This is a genomic window from Pelagicoccus mobilis (genome assembly GCF_016595505.1).
Taxonomy (GTDB): Bacteria; Verrucomicrobiota; Verrucomicrobiia; order Opitutales; family Opitutaceae; genus Pelagicoccus; species Pelagicoccus mobilis.
Genome location: NZ_JAENIL010000014.1, coordinates 62,776 through 81,769, shown reverse-complemented (window position 1 = coordinate 81,769; position 18,994 = coordinate 62,776). Strand labels below are relative to the sequence as shown.

Below are 18,994 nucleotides of genomic sequence, written 5' to 3'. Positions count from 1 at the left end.
TTCCTGAATACCATGATCAACTCAGGCGTTTACAACCACCCAATCGAAGTAACCAAGGCCCACATTGACGTAAACAGCCACGTCAACAACGTCGTGTACGTACAATGGATGCAGGATGTCGCCTATTCCCATTCCCAGGCAGCCGGCTACGACAACCAAGCGCTTGAGGAGCTCGGCTCGACTTGGGTCATACGCAGCCATTTCGTACGCTACCACAGACCCGCTCTCCTCGGCGACGAGTTGATCGCCCACACTTGGCTAAAAAACATCAAGCGCGCGAGCGCTCTACGGGCATACAAGTTCGTGAGAGCTTCCGATAAGGCGGTTGTCGCCAGCGGCGAATCAGACTGGGTCTATATCGATCGCAATACAGGCCGCCCCAAAGCGATCGAGGACGAGATGCTCGAGGCATTTCCCGTAGTCGCCGACCAAGACGCGCCCTAAACAAGCTACAGCCTAACTTTTCTTGCGGTGCCCGCCTGCCCCCAAGAAACCGATCTCCGACAGACCGTCACCAAAGATTCGGTACGCCTTGCCAAAACCAAGGACCAGCCTGCCTTCACTCGGTCGCAACCGAAACAGGTCAAAATCAACCAAATCCTTCAAATAGCCGACGATCGATCCGTGCCGTTTCTCTAGCCCAGCCATGCCGAGCGCCCATTCCTCGTCCCCACGCTCAATCAATTCGGCCGAACAATTCACGGTCACTCGCTTGCGGGCAAAAAGCTCCTCCGCATGAGTTTCGTCCTCGATAAGAGCCACGCTCGCCACACCAGACTTTTTCAGGTGACCGTAGTGCTTAGCCATCGCGCTCACATAAACATAGAACTCCCCCTTCTCGTTTATCCAAACCGGAGCGTAGCTAGACAATGGGGAACCCGTGTTCGACACCGTTGCTAGCATGCACGAGCGAACCCTATCGAGCAACTTCCTAAGCTCGTCCTGAGCGCCAGCCAATTCTTCGCTTTCCTTATTCATGCGCGACATTCCTCACTAGCGTTGAACGCATTTACAAGCATACAGCCGACGCCCAACCCCGCTTACGGCAGCTCCAATCGCAAAGAGTTCGCCACCTTCCTTTAGTCCGATCTTCTTTCTGAGCTCTTCAGCCGTCATGCCACTGTTGCGTGAAATCACGTTCGCTTTCTTTTTAGGGAACAAGCGTTTCGCCTCTTTAGCGCCAATCGGAGCCTGATCCATGATTTCGAAAACACGCCCCTGAAACCCTTCAGGAATAAACTCAGCCCCGTAGAGCCGAGTTCGCGGATTCAGGGCATTTAGTCCCCATTTTTTCGATACACTCTTAAACCCGCCAGCTTTCATAATTGACGCATTCGGTTCGCAGAGAAAACGTCCGGGTGGAGCGAACTCCCCCTCCTCTTCCTTTTCCTCCGAGAGCGCGAAATCAAATTGATCGACCTGCCCATTCTTCCGCAAGTTCACGCAGTGTATTCGGGCTTCACCGTCAAAGTCTTTACGAGCGACCAAAAAGAGCTCCTTACAGTCGTTTTCCACCGAAATCACGTATAGATCTTCGATACTCGAAAGTTCACTGAGCACACTCGTAACATCGAGCCCTGGCGAAGTTTTCACCGCAACACGCTTCGCTCCTGTCAGCAGCTCGTCCCAATGGGTCGCGATATCCGGCTCGCATGCCTCAAGCGCCGACACCTTGTAGCTTCGATCGTCGCGCCTAGCGGGATCTACGAAGATCAAATCAAAGGGGGGGGGCGCACTTCGCAAAAGCTCCAAACCATCCCCGACTTTACAAGCAACCCGGCCAGAAAGCCCAAATGTCGTAAAATTCTCTTCCGCGATTTCAGCCAACTCCGCATCTCGCTCACAGTACGTGTATGATTCGAACTTCTCGGCCAGAAACCTAGCATCCACCCCGAAACCACCCGTAAGGTCAATCGCGGCCTTACCGCCTTGGAGGACCGAGGAACGGAACCGCGCGACCTGCTCTGACGTGCATTGCTCCAAGGGCAATGACTTCGGGAACACCACCGCCTCATCCCCAGACCAACTCGGAAGTTTCGATCTGGTTTTCGCCCTTCCCTTCACCTGCTGCGCGATAAACCCCATGGGAAGATCCGGATAACGTTTGGCCAACAACGCCAGTTCCGCAGGGGACTTGTTTGCGTTATTCGAAATGAATTCCGTGATTTCGGGAGTGAGCAATGCCATCAGTGAAAGGCAAACCACCAGGAGCGAATGAAATCAACGTGAATCTAAAGGCGCTTTCGAAGTCCTTCCACTCAGAAAAACAAAACGCAGAATAGCGGTTCGCATTGGAGATTACGCTAATTTCCAAGCCGCTGAACGCCTAAGTGGCCGCGTATCCCGCGAAGCAAAATCAAGAGCCCTTATAACTAGTCCAATTTACGGCTTTTTAGCGATATAAGGTTGTCTCCTAACTATTAGTAGTTTTCTGTTTAGCAAATCCACTTGATCAGATACGCCACCTCCAGCACTTGCCTCTGGACCGAGCGTTTAAATCCCGACAACTCTCAAATCCTCCTATGAAGAAGAACAGCCGGACTGTGTGCTCCGTGTTCGCTGCGCTAGCTTTATCGGCTTTAGTGCGGGCTGACTTGCCTGTAACCTTCAACTTGCAAGTCGACCAAGCCGGAGTCGCCCTCCAGTTCGACGTCACCTCGGACAGCCCACTGGAGTCGATCGGGATGCCTAAATTCGAAGGCGCGACCGATCACAATGTCCGCTCCGCTACGATCGAGTCCGGAGCCCATCGCTTCGTCGTCTACTCCCAATCGGGAACCCCAATCGCCGCAAGTGGAGAAGTGAGCGTCACTTTCAATCCGTCTCTCCTACCAGGAGATGGCGTCATCAGTCTGATCAACATCACAGCGAGCGACGCCGAGGGAGCAGTGGTATCAGCCTCTCCAAACGCCCTCCCAGTGCTCACCCAGGAAATGCGGACTCACCAGTCCTTGGAGCTTGGCGATTCGATTGCCATGGAAGCCGTCGTGTACGACTTGGACGGGAGCGTGACGTCCGTTCAGCTTTTCAACGGCAACGACGAGGTCGATTCATCCGACACCGATCCTTTCGCAATTGCCTGGACGCCAGATTCCACAGGGGCCTTCTCTCTGAGCCTCGTCGCCACTGACAATTTAAGCCAGCAGAGCATTTTCGACCTAGGCGTACACCGAGCCTTCACCGACAACGAAATCGTGGATTACGATAGCTTCGCCTCTATCCATTTCGGCAGTACCCCTGCTGATACAGCCTTCGATGCCGACCCCTTAGACAATGGCTTAGAGAATGGGATGGCATACTTGCTCGGATTGAATCCCTACTCTCCTAACTACGACAGGCTTCCTCGATCTAGGATCGAAAAGACGGGGGACGACACCGTACTCGTGCTGTCATTTATCAGACGCTCCAACGCCACCGGCGTAGACTGGGATGCTCGTAAAGCCTCTAACCTTGTCGATTTCGAAGCTCTCGATTCGCCACAAATAATCGAGAACGACAGACAAGACGGAACACATCTAGTGGAACTAAGAATCCCTCTCGAACCAGAAAGCGAGGAATCTACCTTTATCGAACTTGAGGTAAACCAGTCCTAGAACAGTAGCCCCCTACTCGCACAATGAATCTCCCTTCAGCACTACGAATGGCGATCTCGTATAGATACTTGATCGCCACGATTTTCGCTTACGTAACAACCTTCCAACTACAAGCCGAGGAACCAGTTCTTGGAGATCTGAATGCTGACAATGTGGCCAACGTGCAGGATGTCGCTCTCATGGTTCGCCATTTGCAAGGGATCGAGTTCCTCCCCTCCGAATCGACTCCTTTCGCGGACGTAAATGCCGATGGTCTGCTCACACAGACAGACGTCGAGGACTTGGTAAACCTCATCCTCGAACAGGAACCCACCGGAGGGATCGATTTGGCGAAGATCCTTCAATTCTCTCCAGCCAACGGAGAATTCGATGTGTCGCCAACTCGAGAAACCGTGGTGCGATTTTCGATGCCCCTCTCCGAGGATTCAGTCGTAACCAACGACAACTTCTTCGCCACGTTCGCTGGCGAGCGGCTTCTGACACGCGTCGAGCTATCAAGCGACCGAATGAAGGCTACCCTGTTCTACTTGGACTACCTGCCCAGCGGGGCGCGTGTCCGAGTGACATTCGACGGAGAAGGCATTAAAGATTTCCTAGGGCGTCCCATTTCGGTAAACGGAAACGGCGAGATCAATGAAATCGCCCGCTCAGACTTTGAAACGCTGAGCTACGCCCCCGTGGTCAATACCGGAATCGTAGGCACTGTGTTCGCTTCCGAGAAAGACTCCGAAGGCAATGACATACCGCTCCAAGGAGTCGTCATCGAAGTCGTCGGTGATGAGGAAAACACACGGACAACCACAAACGCATCTGGAGAATTCGAACTCACTCCAGTGCCTGCTGGCCGTTTCTTCGTAAACGTCGACGGAAGACCCGTCACTGGCGGCTTTCCGAACGAAGGCTACTATCCGTTTATCGGCAAGGCCTGGGAGGCCGTTGCAGGCGTAGATGACAACCCCGCTGGCGGCGGAGAAGGCATCATCTACCTGCCGTACATTCAGCCTGCGGCCCTAATTACGGTTAGTAGCACAGAGGAGACAAAGGTAGAGTTTTCAAACGATCTGATTTCAGAAAACCCCGAGTTGGCCGGAACCGAATTGCTCGTCCCTGCAAACGCCCTCTTCGCAAACGATGGCACGAGAGGCGGCCGAGTCGGCATCGCTCCCGTGGATCCCGACCGCCTCCCCGAAGAACTTCCTCCCGGACTCGATCTCCCCTTGGTGATCACCATCCAAACAGACGGCGCCACGAACTTTGACGTACCGGTGCCCATCAAATTGCCCAACACCCCCGATCCCGAGACAGGCGAAAAGCTAGCCCCAGGCGAAAGAAGCGCTCTCTGGAGTTTTGACCACGATGTTGGCGAATGGGAAATCGCTGGCCCCATGCGTGTCAGCGACGACGGAATGTTCCTTGAAACCGAACCAGGCGTAGGCGTCCGCCAACCAGGCTGGCACGGCCAACGCCCAGGTAGCTCCGGCGGCGGAGGTGGCGGCGACGGAGACGGCGATGATGATGGAGACGACCTTGAAGACCTCCCAGGCGGCGACGACGGAAACGATGACGGCGACGACTTCGAGGATCTGGATGTCGATTCCGATACTGACACTGACACCGATACAGACACGGATACCGATACTGACACTGAAACGGATACCGATACCGATACAGACTGTGAAGACAGCGAAGAAGATTGTGAGGACTGTGAAGAGGGAGGGATTATAGCCGTCGACGGCCCAGCCATCCCCGTGCCTTCGGGCATGATCAAGAAATTTGAGAAGGCCCTCAACCGCATCCCTCGCGTACGTGCGGAGGTACAGGTCACGATTGGCCAGACCACAGGGGAGATGCAGGATTGCTGCCCTGACCCGAAGGCCCAGCCCATCTCCAACGGTCGCATGAAGGCCGAAACGAAGGCCCAGCTATCTGCTGTCCTTCGGGCAAAGATCTGGGGACCGCCTCTCATCCATTTCGAAGTGGATTTCAAGGTCCTCATCGGCGAATTCCTGCTCGATGCAGGTGTCAACATCAACGCAAGCCCGAGCATAAGCGGCTCCTACGGCGTCGAACGCAACGAGTGTAAGGGCGTCAACTGCGCCTTCTTCGAGTTCGCCGTGAACCTAAACATCGGCTTGGAAGCCTTGGTTGAAGCGACCGCCGAATACTGTGTCGGCTACGGCCGCTTTGCTTACTGCGACGACTTTGATTTCACGGTCCGCCCCGCAGCGGTATTCGCTAACTTCAAAGGCTTTACCAATGTGGACTCGTGCAAGGGTGTAACCGGCAACATTGGCTTGGATAAAATCGAGTTCGTAGCGGACATCAGCGCTTTCGGAATAACGGTCGCTTACAAATACCAGATCTGGCCATGATTCGATATTTCACAGCGTGCTTCCCGGCACGGGCCCTCGTTGCGGCCTTACTGAAGCTCCTGGTTGCTGGAGCGACTCTTTCGTCCCCCTTGGCTGCCCAAGAGCTTGAAACCGAGCGATGGCGCACTCCTATGCGCGTCGACCGGACTACGATGCCAACGGATCTATTGGTGGAGTTCTCCTTCGAGCGGCTCGAAACCCCACTGGTTGACTACGATCCTGGCGAGAATGCTGAAAACGCCACCATGAGCGAATTCGCCCTCTCCTTGGTCAGCGGAGATATCGACAACGCTCTCGCTCTCACCGCCGACCACCCGGGAGCAACCCGCGAGGAAAGCCGTCAGCTTCTGGAAGCGTTCAGCGAGATGTTCTCTTCCGTTCCGGAAGCGGTTCGCCTCGAGCGAACGATCCACTTGGGCCGTGAACGCCTGCTTCTCTGGTCGCTTCCCATGGAAAACGGCGAGCGCTTCTACCGTTCATTCCGTTTCATGCGTCAGGACACGAGCGAGGATTCGCCCATCCAGTACGAAGGCGCCATCAGCGAACCGTTCTCGTCTCTGCTTACCTACGCCTTCCAAATTGACCAGGCAAATGGGCCCGATACGAGGGATCCGGATGAATTCGAGTACGACTATGTGCTCCCCGCCACCGAAGAAGAGCCAGTGCGCTTTCTCTTCAACGGGCAAACGCTCGATGTCGACGCCTATAATCCTGGTGGAGAAACCGGCATCCCAGTAGTGGATACTTACACTCAAGCGATGTCAGCTCTAGCGAACGGTACGGCAGAGGATTACGCCGCACTTTTCACCGACTTCAGTCAAAGTCGCTATGCGGACTGGGCCGTTGAGCAAGGCACCGAGGCTTATGAAGCCTTTCGTTCTGACATGCTTCAGCTGGGAGCACGGATCGTCTTCGTCATGGATGCCGATCCGCTTTACCTCATCTACCACACTCCTACCGACCTTGCCGTATCAGGATCACCCTTACGATATTCAAGCGTGTATCGAGATCCCGATGACGGTTTTCTCCTTTCGAACTTCTATGTCCACGGTCTCGCTGACACCTTCTTGCAACGCCGCGAATACTTCGAGGAGCCCTTCCTCCGTCCCCTTCTCGCTGAAGCCAACATCATGGAAAGCCCAGCGGAAACAGTCGGGCTTGTCGCCAGTTCCGGCGAGTCTGAGCTCCCCGATCCAGACGAAATGCTAGCAGTCTGGGACTCAAACAACAGCAACCCAAGCGAAGAACTACCCACTGACGTCGAAGCCATAGTCAGCAATGAAACACCCTGGTTCTGGATTTTCGGAGGGTTGCTGCTACTCGCCCTCATCGCCTACCGCCTTTTCGTGAAACGCCAATGAAGCCCCTAATCCAACGCTCGATCCCCTGCTCCATTCCGCACACAAGGAGCCATTTCTTGCGGGCCACGAATGTCCTTGGCATCGCCGTTGCCCTCATGTGCGCCCCTAGCTCTACCCTTGCCCAAGAGGACGAGGTCGATCCTGTCGAGGAGAGACGCCAGAGTGTCCGTACTGTTATCGCCCGCCAAGACGTCTCAGGCGGAGGCACCTTTCACTACGTCATCTTTCGGGCACCGACCGAAGAGGAAGCAACCGGCGACGGCTGGACCATGGAACGCAACGTCATCGCTCGTGGCCAGATGGGCTACGAAGGCATTTCGCGAGTCATCCTCGCCCCCGAAACCCATTACTTCATGTCCGCGCTCTACGCTGACTCGTTGATGTTTGGCAGCACGAACTTCACGACGCCGCGCGCAGGTGAAACCTTCGAAATCCCCGCCATGGGCTTCTTCGATCTTGTGGATCCCGACAGCGACGGAGACGGTCTCAGCGACATTCGAGAGTTCGTCGTCGGAACCTTTGAGAACGATCCGGATAGCGATGACGACGAGGTAAACGACGCAGCGGAAATCCAGCAAGGAACGGATCCTCTCGAAGGCGCCGTGGTACAGACTGGCGTCATTGCAACGGCTCCCGTACCTGGAACCGCATTCGATGTTATCGCAACCAACAATATCGCAATCGTGGCAGGCCGCACCGAGGGGATTTCGATTTTCAATATAGAAGCAAGCCGCAGTCCAACGCGTATCGGGCAAATCGATACACCTGGAGACGCCTATCAAGTGGCAAGTTTTGGAACTTATGCTGCAGTAGCAGACAGTGGATCAGGCCTGACAATAATTGACATATCCGATCCACCCGAAGCGAGAATATCGCACACGGTGAACCTCAACCAGGCGATTTACGCGGTAACGACCTACGGCACGATCGCTTTTGCGGGAGGCGCAAACGGCTTGATCGCAGCCGTCGACTTGATTTCTGGAGTGGAGATCTCTCGCTACCAAGGGCTAAGTGGCCGCATCTGGAGTTTAGCAGTAAAAGGTGACTACCTATACGCTCTTCGAGCTGGGACTTTGAGCGTCTTTCACATCGAAGACGGCGGCCTTGAGTTTATCCGCAATGTAGCCGCCTCCGGAGGAGTTGGAGCTGGTCAGCGTCCATTGCGAATCGCTATCGGAGACGATCTTCTCTATACCACCTTTACCAGTGGATTAAATGTCTTCGATATTTCCGATCCGAGTAATCCTACGTTGGCGACTCGGCACTCCACCGCCCAACAGGGATGGAAACAGATTGCTCTAAACGGCAATGGGCAGGGGCTCGCCGCAGTATCCCAAAACAGTACGAACGATGGACCACACCACGTCTCGTTGTATCAATTGGGTGCAGATGGATTAGGCCTCGATTTCGATACGACATACGAAACTCTCGGTCTCGCTGCTAGCGTAACCATATATAATGGACGCGGCTACGTGGCGGACAGCAGTCAAGGCTTGCAAGTCGTAAACTACCTCGCGTTCGATCGATTCGGCGTCGCGCCTGAAATTTCGATCGAAACCAACGCCACGGAAAACGAGGAAGAGGGAGGTCGCCTCGAATTCGAAGAAGGCAAGCTGATCGATATCTTCGCGGATGTTACCGACGACGTTCAGGTTCGAAATGTACAGTTTTATGTAAACGACGAGATCTCGGGCACAGACGGGAACTTCCCATTCGGATTCAGATTGCAGGCCCCGCTTCTTTCCAGCGGAGCTGATTCTTTTACGATCCATGCGGTCGCAACCGATACCGGGGGTAACATGACCACATCGGAGACTGTCGAGATCACGCTCGTACCAGACCGTACTCCACCACGGATCAAAGCGATAACACCACAAAACGCTGCGTACGTCGGTAAGATAAACGCGATAACAGCAGTCAGTAGTGAAAATTTGGATCCCACTACAATTGACTCAAACACCTTCGTGGTCAGAAGAGCCTCCACGGATGAAGTGCTCGGCACCGAAGACGATATCGTGCTCGTTGGTCAACTGTCATTTGACGATACAACAAATCGGATACACTGGGACTTCTTGCAGGATCTTCCAAACGACGTCTACCAAGTAGAAATTTTGCCTCCATTGGCAGATGTGGCAGGCAACCAAATCGAAGCCCCCTTTGTCAGCGCGTTCCAAGTCCTTGGATTCACCGATAGCGATGGAGATGGACTACCTGATTTCTGGGAATTGGAAAATGGAACCGATCCCTTCAATCCCGATTCAAACAACAACGGTATCCCCGATGGTGAAGAAGACGCAGATCGAGACAACCTAAGCGCGATCGGCGAGTTTTTGCTAGACCGTGATCCCAATGATCGGGACTCCAACGATGACGGAACATGGGATGGCAACTACGACGAAGATGGCGATGGACTAACTGATGGCCAAGAACTTCTAGGAGGTTCCGACGTATTCAAAATCGACACAGACGGTGACGGAATAACCGACTTTGACGAGATCAACGAGGGAACAAATCCACTCACCCCAAGCTCTCTCCCCTCATCCCTGGTCGCAAGCAGCACATCCTCATTCCTGAATGCAATCCCACAGGAGGCCAGTCCATTCGAGGAGCTATTCACCGTTGCGTCCGGACCAGTGAGCTACCTCAACGCATTGCCCATAGTTCCAAACGAAGGCGTGCTTTTCTCCGTCAGCTCTAAACTGACGAGCTACTTGAACGCGCTGCCCTTGGGCATAGACGCCGACACGCTAATCGCAATTTCCAAAGAAGTTTCATACGAGGCAGAATAAGCCTGATCTCTTACAAGAACCTAAATCCTATCTCACAGAATCCCTTTCAATCTAGAATCCCCATGAATACTAACAAATGGCATAACCAACAAACTCACCGTCGCTCAATCAATAGTTCCAATTGGACTAAAGCGACCGTCGGGTTGTTGACACTTGTATTCACTGCTTTCCTACAAGGTCAAGATTTGCCCTTTGACAGTGGATCGACAGGTGCTGACGGCCCCTTGCTAACGCCTACTCATCCGTCAAATCGACAAGGTCACGTCGTCGGCTATGACGAAACGAATAACCAATATGTCCTATTCGGAGGATATTGGAGTTCCACCTACTACCCTGAGACTTGGGTTTCAGACGACCCAGCACTAGGCTGGACAAAAGTGGATACGGATACATTCGTCTCAGGGCGCTCCAATTCAGCCATGGCTTGGGACTACAATAGCAACCGCCTCATCATGTTTGGCGGTCACCGAGCGGACGGAACGAAGCTCAACGACATGTGGGCTTGGGATGGCTCTGACTGGACTGAGGTCGACGATGGTACGCCGCCACCCGCAAGATATTGGCACAGTCTCGCCACTGACCCAGTTTCAAAGAAGATGTGGGTTGTGGCCGGACGCAACGCCTCCAACCAAGTCATTAAAGATGTCTGGGAATGGAATGGAACCGCCTGGACTGATCTAGGAAACACTGGAATCGATCCAAGTTTCAACTACAGCTACGAAAGAGCCTTCTACGATGCTCCAAGCGATAGTATCGTCCTTTACTCAAGCTGGTCACAGAAAACGTTTCGCTTCGACGAAGGAGCGTGGTCAGAGCTGGCAACAGCCTCGAAACCGGTTGTCGGCCAAGGCTTCACGATCGCTTGGAATTCCACAACCAACTCGGCCATCCTTTTCGGAGGGAGTTCTGATACAGGCCAAACCTGGGAATTCAAAGGGGACGAATGGATCCTCCTAGCCACCGACACCTCTCTCCCCGATCGCTACAATCATGGATCAGCTTATAGCCCTGATGATGACGAAGTCATCGTTGTCGCAGGCGTCATGGATAACGTTTGGAACGGAACATCGAATCTGCCAGGATACGACACATGGTCGTTTACCAACCCCAATTGGACTTACGAGTCTGGAAGGTTCTACTACTTCGACATGACTGAGAAAGCCGACGGTGTCTGGAATTTCACTACAATTGACATTCCAAGTGGCAGCGAGGTTATCTTCACACGAAACGCCGCGAACACGCCGGTCGTTTGGTTGGCCACCGGAAACGTGAACATTAACGGTCTCCTGCGTCTGGACGGAGAAAACGGCAAGGCAAACGACGGTTCTGATAACTACGCCTTAGGCGGACCAGGAGGTGCAGCCGGAGGGCTTGGCGCAATTAGGTTCGACGTATCGGGCAACTACGCCGGAACTCCCGGACAAGGTGCTGGCGGCGGAGCCCCCGGAGTCACATCCGCACAATACGGCAGCGACGGGAACTTCCGAAGCACCTACGGAAATACGTTGCTCCTCCCGCTTGTAGGCGGATCTGGCGGCGGCGGAGGCGCCTCCAGCGACAACTCTAACGGTGGTCATGGAGCCGGCGGAGGAGGAGCAATCCTCATCGCCTCCGATCTAGATATCACCGTAAACGGCACTATCAACGCCGATGGTGGAGATCGTTCCTGGGGTGGAGCTAGCTACGGTGGAGATGGCTCTGGTGGTTCAATAAAGCTGATGGCGGACCGACTCCTCGGCTCTGGAAATCTCTGGGCACGAGGCGGAAGAAGTAAGACCAACGAAGCTGGAGGTCGAATTCGACTTGAAGCGTTCTTCCGCCCATTGGCTGCTAAAGCATCTCCTCCATCCTCAGCGACCGCTCCGATTGCTGCACCCGATTTCGGCGATTTGCCATCTCTAACCATTCTATCCGTTGACGGCGAAAATGTGGCAGTCCCATCAACGGGTAACTTGCAGACACCTGACGTAGTGTTCACCGCCGCCGGTACAGTAACAATAGTGGTAGACAGTGAAAACATTCCTGAAGGCACGCCCGTAACGCTTAGAATCACGACGAGCGGCGAGATCATCAACCTGCCTGCAGCTGAAGATCCAGATGTAACAGTCGGGGTAGATGGAACCGCTAGTTTCGAAGCCGAAGTTCCAGCTGGCTTAGGCACGATTCAAGCATTCAGCGAGTTCACACCTTAAACTTCCGAATATTCATCGCTTCGAGAGCCTGTTGGGCAAATCACCTTAACAGAGACAAAGGATTGATTTGCTCGACAGGCTCGAAAAGCACACCCCTCCATCAGTGGACCCAGAAGTTAGAAAACTAGCAAAAACGCGACCTTGGGAAGGCATCGTGGTAACACTGGGACTCGCCGCCCTCCTAGGGCACAGTCTATTAAACGGAAGCATCCGCTTCGGCAATAGCCGCTACCGAGAGCCAGTCGTCATGACCTACGAACAGCAACCACGCGACTTCGTTATCGTGATGTCGATTCTGGCAATCATTCTCGCCGGGGCTTTCGTTTATACCGCATTCCGTTTCCGTTGGCGGGCTAGATATCGGCGAGAGGACGGCGACAACGGTTAATTCTTAGGTTAGGCGCCTTTCCTTAATCCGTCGCAGAAGAGGAAAAACAGACGGATCTAAAGGTCGTCAACGACAGCATCATTTTCGTCACTGAGACTATCGCTATCGTACGATTCGTTTTCGGTAGGCTTCTGTAATACCTCGCTCGCAGTTTGAGCGACTCCATCCGCCCATACCGTTTCCAATACCCGAACTTCTGTCTTCCCATAACCCGATCCCGGGAGAATAGGTTCTCGGAAATACAACAGGCTCACCCGATCGATCCTCTTGTTTCGGCCAACCTGGCCATTCCAGCCTTTGACGAAGTACTCCAGGTAATCGTTCCGGAGCCTTCGATATTTGCTCTTTTTCAGGTTAGAAAGATACTTCGTCCAGCGACGGTCCGGCACTCGCTGAGTAAATACCTCAGGGCGGCGGCGCGTAAAGGGTTCGCTCGGATGAAAAAGATCAATGGAGTCGCCATTGGCCAATTGCGCTTCCAGGGCGTACCAACTTGATGACTTAGGTGGATTTGGCGCGAACATTGACCAATTTTGGCGTAGCTTGAAAAGATACATGCAGTTCGCCAACTCCTTGGGCACGTGCTTTCGAATTGGCGAGTCTGCAAGCCCGCGCACGTTCCAGACAAAAACCAAGCTAATCGCAACACCGACCATCCAAGAAGACCGCCAGCCAGGTGTGATAATAGCCCCGCCCTTGGGGACCAAGGACTCGAGGCGACCACGTATGTCACGAACGAAGCCGCCCCACTTCAAACGCCCTCCCCACCAACTTGAAGGGATGAAGATGAGCCAGCTCATTATGGATACAGGAGCAAATATTGCGATATCCAAGACCAAGCCAAAGGCTGCGTGCATCAATATGTAGCCGACAACGGCCACACTCCTTGTCCAATTGTTGAACAAAGGACAGAGAGCCAAGACACACCCGAACCACTCCCAGTGAAACGTAAGCTTCGTCAGGATCTCAAATGAGGTTTCAAATCGCAGAAACCAAACCGCCGGAGCCTTAATCAACGCCTGATTCCGGACAACGTAGTCAATGACCTCCCCACTAGACCAAAGGTCTCCGCTCTTTTGAATGACGGTAAACACATAGACAAACACCGTCTGCAATATGATCGCGACGCCCGGGAGTCCAAGATACAGGTCGCTAGAGCCAAACCGATTTCGAGCCTCAGATTTATCAAGAAGAGAGTCGATCGACCATCGAGCGTTGCTAGGCAAAAACATAAGCCAAAACGCATAGATCGAAAAGAGCGTATCTCCACCGTTCAAAATGAATGGATTGCGATGAAGTAGCGAGAGCAACAGTACCCATGAAGCAATCGTCGCTAGCCTCGTCCAAAGCCCGACAATGATCAGGACAGATACGACAAGATGCAGGAACAGTACCAAAGCGACCTGCTCTGTTTCGCCAAACATCATGTAAAGCGAAAATGACCATGGTCTGTCTACAACACCGAGAAGATCCGCCCGGCTCAGCACCCCGTCATCACTTAAAAACAACTCAGCATCACCGATTCGATTGAATAGGTCGAAGAAAAGAATGCAGCCGAACGCGATGCGAAAAAGAGCGATCGACCTAAGGTCCAGCTGGAAGGGCGACTTGAGTCCAGTCATAGGGTTCAGGATGCAAAGGGAATCATCAGCAGCTACGAAAATGGCGGCCTACCAATTTTGAGCAAGCAGCTTTCATCGCATTCCTAGTTGTGAAAAGGTTCAGCAATCCGAGAATTAGCTGGTCGCAAAATTCTGAAACACTACTCTTCCCAATTGGATTCCCAATGAAATTCTCAGCCTTTTCAAACACACTGTCGAAATCCGTCTTTGCCTTACTAATTGTCGTTTCAAATCCGTTAAAGGCAGAAACCGAGACCCAAAGCCTCTTCGCGTGGACACCTGTACTCGCAAACGCAATACAGACTTCTACGATCTCGCCGTGCTTAGCGTCTCGTAATCTTGCGATAATCTACACTTCAGCCTTCGAATCTGCCAACGCCAGACAACCGCGCTACCAAAGCTATCTCAGCGATATACCAAAGTTAGAAGGTGAAATTGATTCAAGTTACGCAAGCCTCAGCGCCATCGCCTTTGCGGCCAAAACCCTGTTCCCAAGCCAAAGAGCCCACTTTCAAGAATTACAGGTGCAGCAAGAAGTAACGATTGGCGCGAAGCTTGTCCCAGAAACGAGGATACGCTCAAAGAAGTTTGGCGAGGAAATAGCAAAGCAAATGATCTCAATCCGAGAGGACGACGGCTCAACAACGCCTCAAACCTATTTCCCAAAAAACGAAATAGGAAAGTGGAAACGTACCCCACCAAACTTCCGGCCACCCGAATTATCCTATTGGTCAGGAACAAGACCATTCGTCATCGATTCAGCATCTCAATTCAGGCTCCCCCCTCCTCCTTCCCTCGACTCCAAGGAGTACGCAAAAGCATACAATGAGGTGAAAGAGATCGGCGCGATAGACTCAAAAACAAGAACCGCTGATCAGACGGAAATCGCAAAATTCTGGTCTTGTTTTTCCTACACTTCTACACCTGCAGGGCATTGGTTCGAGATCGCGACTAAAGTCGCAGGAAAAGAGCAGTTAGATTTTTTGGATACAACGCGGCTCCTCGCCCTAATAAACTTAAGCATGGCAGACGCTGGTATCGCCTGCTGGGATACGAAATACACCTACGAATCCTGGAGACCGATTCAGGCCATCCGCCTCGCAGACAAGGATGAGAATCCTGAGACCAAGCCCGACCCGAAATGGGATTCGCTACTCGAAGCGCCTCCACATCCAGAATACACTTCAGGACACGGCGCCTTTAGCGGTGCTGGAGGACGTATTATGGAACTTCTGTTCGAGAAAGAATCTCCCTACCCCTTTTCAACCACAAGCAGCGGTTTGCCTGGTGTCGTTCGCAGCTTTTCAAGCTTTTCAGAGTGTACAGACGAGATCTGCGATAGCCGGTTATTTGGAGGGATACACTTCCAGTACTCAAATCTACTTGGTCGAGACTTAGGTACGCAAATAGCCGACTACGTCTTCGAAAGGACGCTTTTGCCCTTGGAGGACAACTAGTAGACAGAACAAAACATCTTCGAACTGAAGCTCTACCTCATCGCTCACACTTAGAAATCCAACGGTGTCTGAAAAACTCCTCAAAACAGCCTGCCTCCTAGCAACCGCAGCCCTTCTTGTTTCCTTAGCCGGCAACTACTTCCTCTTCGACAAAGCATCCGAATTCTATGCACGCGAAGCTGAAGTGCGGATGACTCCCATCAACACCCAGCGCTACGCGACAGAAAACCAGACGATTATCAAAAAAGCGAAAACCAAGCCGAGAATCGTTATGTTCGGTGAATCACGGTGCGGCATGTGGCGTCCCCACGCTCCTAAGAACTGGGGCGAGGTAGAAATCATCAATCGTGGCATTGGCGGCGAAACGACGCCTCAAATCCTAGGAAGACTGCAAGCGGATGTCCTCGAACTTGATCCAGACATCGTGGTCCTCCAAATGGGAGACAACGATTTGAAAACGATGGCAGTCCTTCCCGGCACCCGTGAAAGGGCCATTGAAAGCACCTATTCAAACATAACCAAGATCGCCGAGGGCCTTAGCAATCGCGGTATCCAAGTAGTCATTACCACGATCTTCCCACCTGCCCCAATTGAATTCCTCCGCAAGCCATTCTGGTCCGACGAAGTAAACGAATCGATCGATCTCGTAAATCAGCGCCTCCTCGAATTTGACCACCCAAAGGTTCTGACAGCCAATTGCGACGAGATTCTACGCGACGGGAAGTTCATCAAAGACGAATACTCCATAGATACGCTCCACCTCAACGCAGCAGGTTACCAGGCTCTAAACACAGGACTCGAAGAGCTTATGAAGTCCGTGATCGCAAAGGTTGAACATTAGAATCACTTAGCGACCCATCGTTGTCGGAGGATTTCCTCTCCGGACGCGCGATCTCGAATGATCCCTTCGTAGGTCGCACCCTTTTCGACAGCCCCCACTCCCTTAGGGGTTCCCGTGAGAATGATGTCGTAATCCTCGAGTTCCATAAACTCGGCTACCTCGTCGAGAACAGCACTTGGCTTGTGGATCATCATGTCTACCCCTCCCTGCTGTCTCGTCTGGCCATTGACTAAAAGCTCGACCTCCAAATCGTCGTATCTCCCAGCCAACTCTACGAAGCGACTCAATACAGCAGAGCCATCGAAAGCCTTACAGCGCTCCCACGGCAGGCCATTCTTCTTTAGTCGGCCCTGCAACTCTCTCTTCGTCAGATCGAGAGCGAAACCGACAAAGCGAATCTCCTTCTCTAAGATTCCGAATGCGATTTCCGCCTCGAAGTGGAGAGTTTCACCATGAAAAGCCCGCAATTCAGAAGTGATCGCCGAATTAGGTTTCACAAAGAGAACCATCTGCTCTGGCACGGCGTTCCCGAGCTCCTCGATGTGCTCCACATAGTTCCGCCCTACGCAAACAAGCTTGCTTGGCCTTTTCTGCTCCCCCGCGAATTCCACGCCATTCATACCCCAGCGTTTTAAGAACCTGCCTCCCTATTCCAATTGTTTTAAGTGATAAGTTTTCCGGAAAAGTGTACGAAATTCCTAACGCGAGAATTACTCATTTCGAAAATGAACGACAATACTCAATGAGTCCTTAGACGTTCTATTCCAACAAGTTACACCGCCTCTATAGCTGGTCTATTTTTCTGGCACATGACCTGCAAAATGAAGGTGCAAGTCCGCTAAACTTGCGTTGCTAAAGGAGAAAAACATGAGTCAATTCACATTCAAATCAGTCACGAAGTCACTAGCAGCGATCAGCTTCGCAGCGATCGGTGCGTCTGCGGAGGCCCAGATACGCTACCAGATTGTTGTACCGGAGGTACTAGGCACGCCAATCAATCAAACCTCATCCCACGGGAATGAGATCAACGAAAGCGGCGAAACACTATTAAACCGCATCACTACATTCGCCATCTGGAGAGACAATGCGATCACTCACATCGCGAGCGCAGCATCCGACTACCCAGCCTCTCTTTCAAAAGTAAAAGCCGCCTCGATCAACTCCTTCCAGGAAGTCGTCGGCACAAAGACCTACCGCATTAGCGACGAGTCTGGCTCACGTTTCGACACCTTCCCATTCTATTGGGATCCCAGCAACGGCATCGCCGACTTGAGCGATCTTGGAAGCCGATCCGCTCTGGGAGCCGGTTCAACCTACCTCTACGGAATCAACAATGCAGGACTCTCTGTCGGAACGACGACAGAATACACAGGAGAGACACCAGCAGGAAATACAGCGTTCACTTGGTCCTTCGAAACCGGACGAACAGATATCCCCTCCCTTTCTAGCTACGAAGGACTCAGTCACACCGTTCCAAACGCAGTGAACGAAAAAGGACTGGTTGTCGGGACATATCGCAATTTCCTCGGTTCGCACAGTGTCTACACAGAGCAAGCATTCGCATACACCCCAGAAGCTGGAAACGCCAAACTAGCGGATCTCGCCCCTGAGTTTTTCTCCTCTAAAACCCATATCACGGCTCGCGATGTAAATAATTCGTCAACACTCGTCGGCGAAATGGATCAACAAGCATACATCTTCAATCTGGATACGTTCGAAGGCAAAATCATCCCAGCACCCTCAAATTCAAGCCTTCGCTCCACCAAGGCCCACGCGATCAACGAAAACAACATCGTCGCTGGCACTGCCTCCTTGGCGAATGGAGCTTCCCCAATCGTTTGGTCGGAGGAATTGGGAACCGTTGACCTTCTCCCTCACTTCTCCTCTGAGCTTGAGCAATTGCTACCAAACGGCCTCGCAATTCACGATACACGCATCACTCCCAAGTCCATAAACGGCAAAGGACAAATCTCAGCTACGCTCGACACGAACTCCTCCTTCAACCGCGAAGTCATCCTCGAACCGACTCTCGATTTTCAATGGACAAGCATGACTCAAACGTCTCGAGGCAATGTAAAAGGAATCCTCTACACCCATCAGAAGTCACAATCCGCAGAGCTCATTCCTGCCCAATCTCTTGGCTACCAGATCGCGTTCGAATGCAGCCAGGACATGACTAACTGGAATGATATCGACCACGAAGGGAGCGCGATCAACCACCTCGAAACGGAGCAGAAGATCGAGCTGTTTGTTCCTTTCTCCGATTGTCTCTTCGTTCGCCCAAAGCTCGTCCAATCACAAAACTAAAGGCGAACAGTACTCACTCAAGGCGAACCTCGAGTATCGATTCCACTTACCCCGGAAGCAATTTTCCGTCTC

The 18,994-nt window shown here is 52.7% G+C and carries 14 protein-coding genes; 10 read left to right on the top strand and 4 right to left on the bottom strand.

What is annotated here, in order from left to right:
- Positions 1-12 precede the first annotated feature (12 nt).
- Entirely contained in the window at positions 13-444 is a 432-nt protein-coding gene (locus tag JIN87_RS09155; RefSeq protein ID WP_200355251.1) for an acyl-CoA thioesterase, read from the top strand.
- 12 nt (positions 445-456) lie between these two features.
- Here the strand turns inward: JIN87_RS09155 and JIN87_RS09150 are convergent, their stop codons facing one another.
- Positions 457-978, bottom strand: coding sequence for a HugZ family pyridoxamine 5'-phosphate oxidase (locus JIN87_RS09150; RefSeq protein ID WP_200355250.1), 522 nt, complete (start codon positions 976-978; stop codon positions 457-459).
- Positions 979-993: 15 nt separating this feature from the next.
- Positions 994-2,187: a class I SAM-dependent methyltransferase gene (locus JIN87_RS09145; protein WP_200355249.1), complete on the bottom strand. Its 1,194-nt coding sequence runs from the start codon at positions 2,185-2,187 to the stop codon at positions 994-996.
- A 335-nt stretch (positions 2,188-2,522) separates the two neighbouring features.
- On the opposite strand from JIN87_RS09145, the gene JIN87_RS09140 reads away from it, so the two are divergent.
- From JIN87_RS09140 to JIN87_RS09115, 6 genes are all read left to right on the top strand, one after another.
- Positions 2,523-3,593 (top strand): Ig-like domain-containing protein, encoded by a 1,071-nt coding sequence (locus JIN87_RS09140; protein WP_200355248.1) that lies wholly within the window; start codon positions 2,523-2,525, stop codon positions 3,591-3,593.
- A 23-nt stretch (positions 3,594-3,616) separates the two neighbouring features.
- A complete protein-coding gene (locus tag JIN87_RS09135) occupies positions 3,617-5,965 on the top strand; it encodes a dockerin type I domain-containing protein (protein ID WP_200355247.1) in 2,349 nt (782 codons plus the stop codon).
- The gene (locus JIN87_RS09130; protein ID WP_200355246.1) at positions 5,962-7,326 is read left to right on the top strand and encodes a hypothetical protein; all 1,365 of its coding nucleotides are present in this window, start codon (positions 5,962-5,964) and stop codon (positions 7,324-7,326) included. The genes JIN87_RS09135 and JIN87_RS09130 overlap by 4 nt, the downstream gene beginning before the upstream one ends.
- Positions 7,323-10,115, top strand: coding sequence for an Ig-like domain-containing protein (locus JIN87_RS09125; RefSeq protein WP_200355245.1), 2,793 nt, complete (start codon positions 7,323-7,325; stop codon positions 10,113-10,115). Before JIN87_RS09130 ends, JIN87_RS09125 begins: the two co-directional genes overlap by 4 nt.
- A gap of 62 nt (positions 10,116-10,177) precedes the next feature.
- Positions 10,178-12,307: a kelch repeat-containing protein gene (locus JIN87_RS09120; RefSeq protein ID WP_200355244.1), complete on the top strand. Its 2,130-nt coding sequence runs from the start codon at positions 10,178-10,180 to the stop codon at positions 12,305-12,307.
- Between the two features lie 103 nt (positions 12,308-12,410).
- Positions 12,411-12,695 (top strand): hypothetical protein, encoded by a 285-nt coding sequence (locus tag JIN87_RS09115; protein ID WP_200355243.1) that lies wholly within the window; start codon positions 12,411-12,413, stop codon positions 12,693-12,695.
- A gap of 56 nt (positions 12,696-12,751) precedes the next feature.
- Here the strand turns inward: JIN87_RS09115 and JIN87_RS09110 are convergent, their stop codons facing one another.
- Positions 12,752-14,317: an HTTM domain-containing protein gene (locus tag JIN87_RS09110; RefSeq protein ID WP_200355242.1), complete on the bottom strand. Its 1,566-nt coding sequence runs from the start codon at positions 14,315-14,317 to the stop codon at positions 12,752-12,754.
- Between the two features lie 164 nt (positions 14,318-14,481).
- Between JIN87_RS09110 and JIN87_RS09105 the strand changes: the two genes are divergently transcribed.
- Complete coding sequence (locus JIN87_RS09105; RefSeq protein ID WP_200355241.1) at positions 14,482-15,774, top strand: vanadium-dependent haloperoxidase; 1,293 nt, start codon at positions 14,482-14,484, stop codon at positions 15,772-15,774.
- Between the two features lie 64 nt (positions 15,775-15,838).
- Positions 15,839-16,615: an SGNH/GDSL hydrolase family protein gene (locus JIN87_RS09100; protein WP_200355240.1), complete on the top strand. Its 777-nt coding sequence runs from the start codon at positions 15,839-15,841 to the stop codon at positions 16,613-16,615.
- A 2-nt stretch (positions 16,616-16,617) separates the two neighbouring features.
- Here JIN87_RS09100 and JIN87_RS09095 read toward each other — a convergent pair whose 3' ends face one another.
- Positions 16,618-17,235, bottom strand: coding sequence for a fumarylacetoacetate hydrolase family protein (locus JIN87_RS09095; protein WP_200355239.1), 618 nt, complete (start codon positions 17,233-17,235; stop codon positions 16,618-16,620).
- Positions 17,236-17,482: 247 nt separating this feature from the next.
- Here JIN87_RS09095 and JIN87_RS09090 point away from each other — a divergent pair, with 247 nt between their 5' ends.
- Complete coding sequence (locus JIN87_RS09090) at positions 17,483-18,922, top strand: hypothetical protein (RefSeq protein ID WP_200355238.1); 1,440 nt, start codon at positions 17,483-17,485, stop codon at positions 18,920-18,922.
- Positions 18,923-18,994 lie beyond the last annotated feature (72 nt).

Bases quoted from the DNA above. Each gene is read 5' to 3' on its own strand.
- JIN87_RS09155 (WP_200355251.1), top strand. From the start codon at position 13: ATGATCAACTCAGGCGTTTACAACCACCCAATCGAAGTAACCAAGGCC.
- JIN87_RS09150 (WP_200355250.1), bottom strand. From the start codon at position 978: ATGAATAAGGAAAGCGAAGAATTGGCTGGCGCTCAGGACGAGCTTAGG.
- JIN87_RS09145 (WP_200355249.1), bottom strand. From the start codon at position 2,187: ATGGCATTGCTCACTCCCGAAATCACGGAATTCATTTCGAATAACGCA.
- JIN87_RS09140 (WP_200355248.1), top strand. From the start codon at position 2,523: ATGAAGAAGAACAGCCGGACTGTGTGCTCCGTGTTCGCTGCGCTAGCT.
- JIN87_RS09135 (WP_200355247.1), top strand. From the start codon at position 3,617: ATGAATCTCCCTTCAGCACTACGAATGGCGATCTCGTATAGATACTTG.
- JIN87_RS09130 (WP_200355246.1), top strand. From the start codon at position 5,962: ATGATTCGATATTTCACAGCGTGCTTCCCGGCACGGGCCCTCGTTGCG.
- JIN87_RS09125 (WP_200355245.1), top strand. From the start codon at position 7,323: ATGAAGCCCCTAATCCAACGCTCGATCCCCTGCTCCATTCCGCACACA.
- JIN87_RS09120 (WP_200355244.1), top strand. From the start codon at position 10,178: ATGAATACTAACAAATGGCATAACCAACAAACTCACCGTCGCTCAATC.
- JIN87_RS09110 (WP_200355242.1), bottom strand. From the start codon at position 14,317: ATGACTGGACTCAAGTCGCCCTTCCAGCTGGACCTTAGGTCGATCGCT.
- JIN87_RS09105 (WP_200355241.1), top strand. From the start codon at position 14,482: ATGAAATTCTCAGCCTTTTCAAACACACTGTCGAAATCCGTCTTTGCC.
- JIN87_RS09095 (WP_200355239.1), bottom strand. From the start codon at position 17,235: ATGAATGGCGTGGAATTCGCGGGGGAGCAGAAAAGGCCAAGCAAGCTT.
- JIN87_RS09090 (WP_200355238.1), top strand. From the start codon at position 17,483: ATGAGTCAATTCACATTCAAATCAGTCACGAAGTCACTAGCAGCGATC.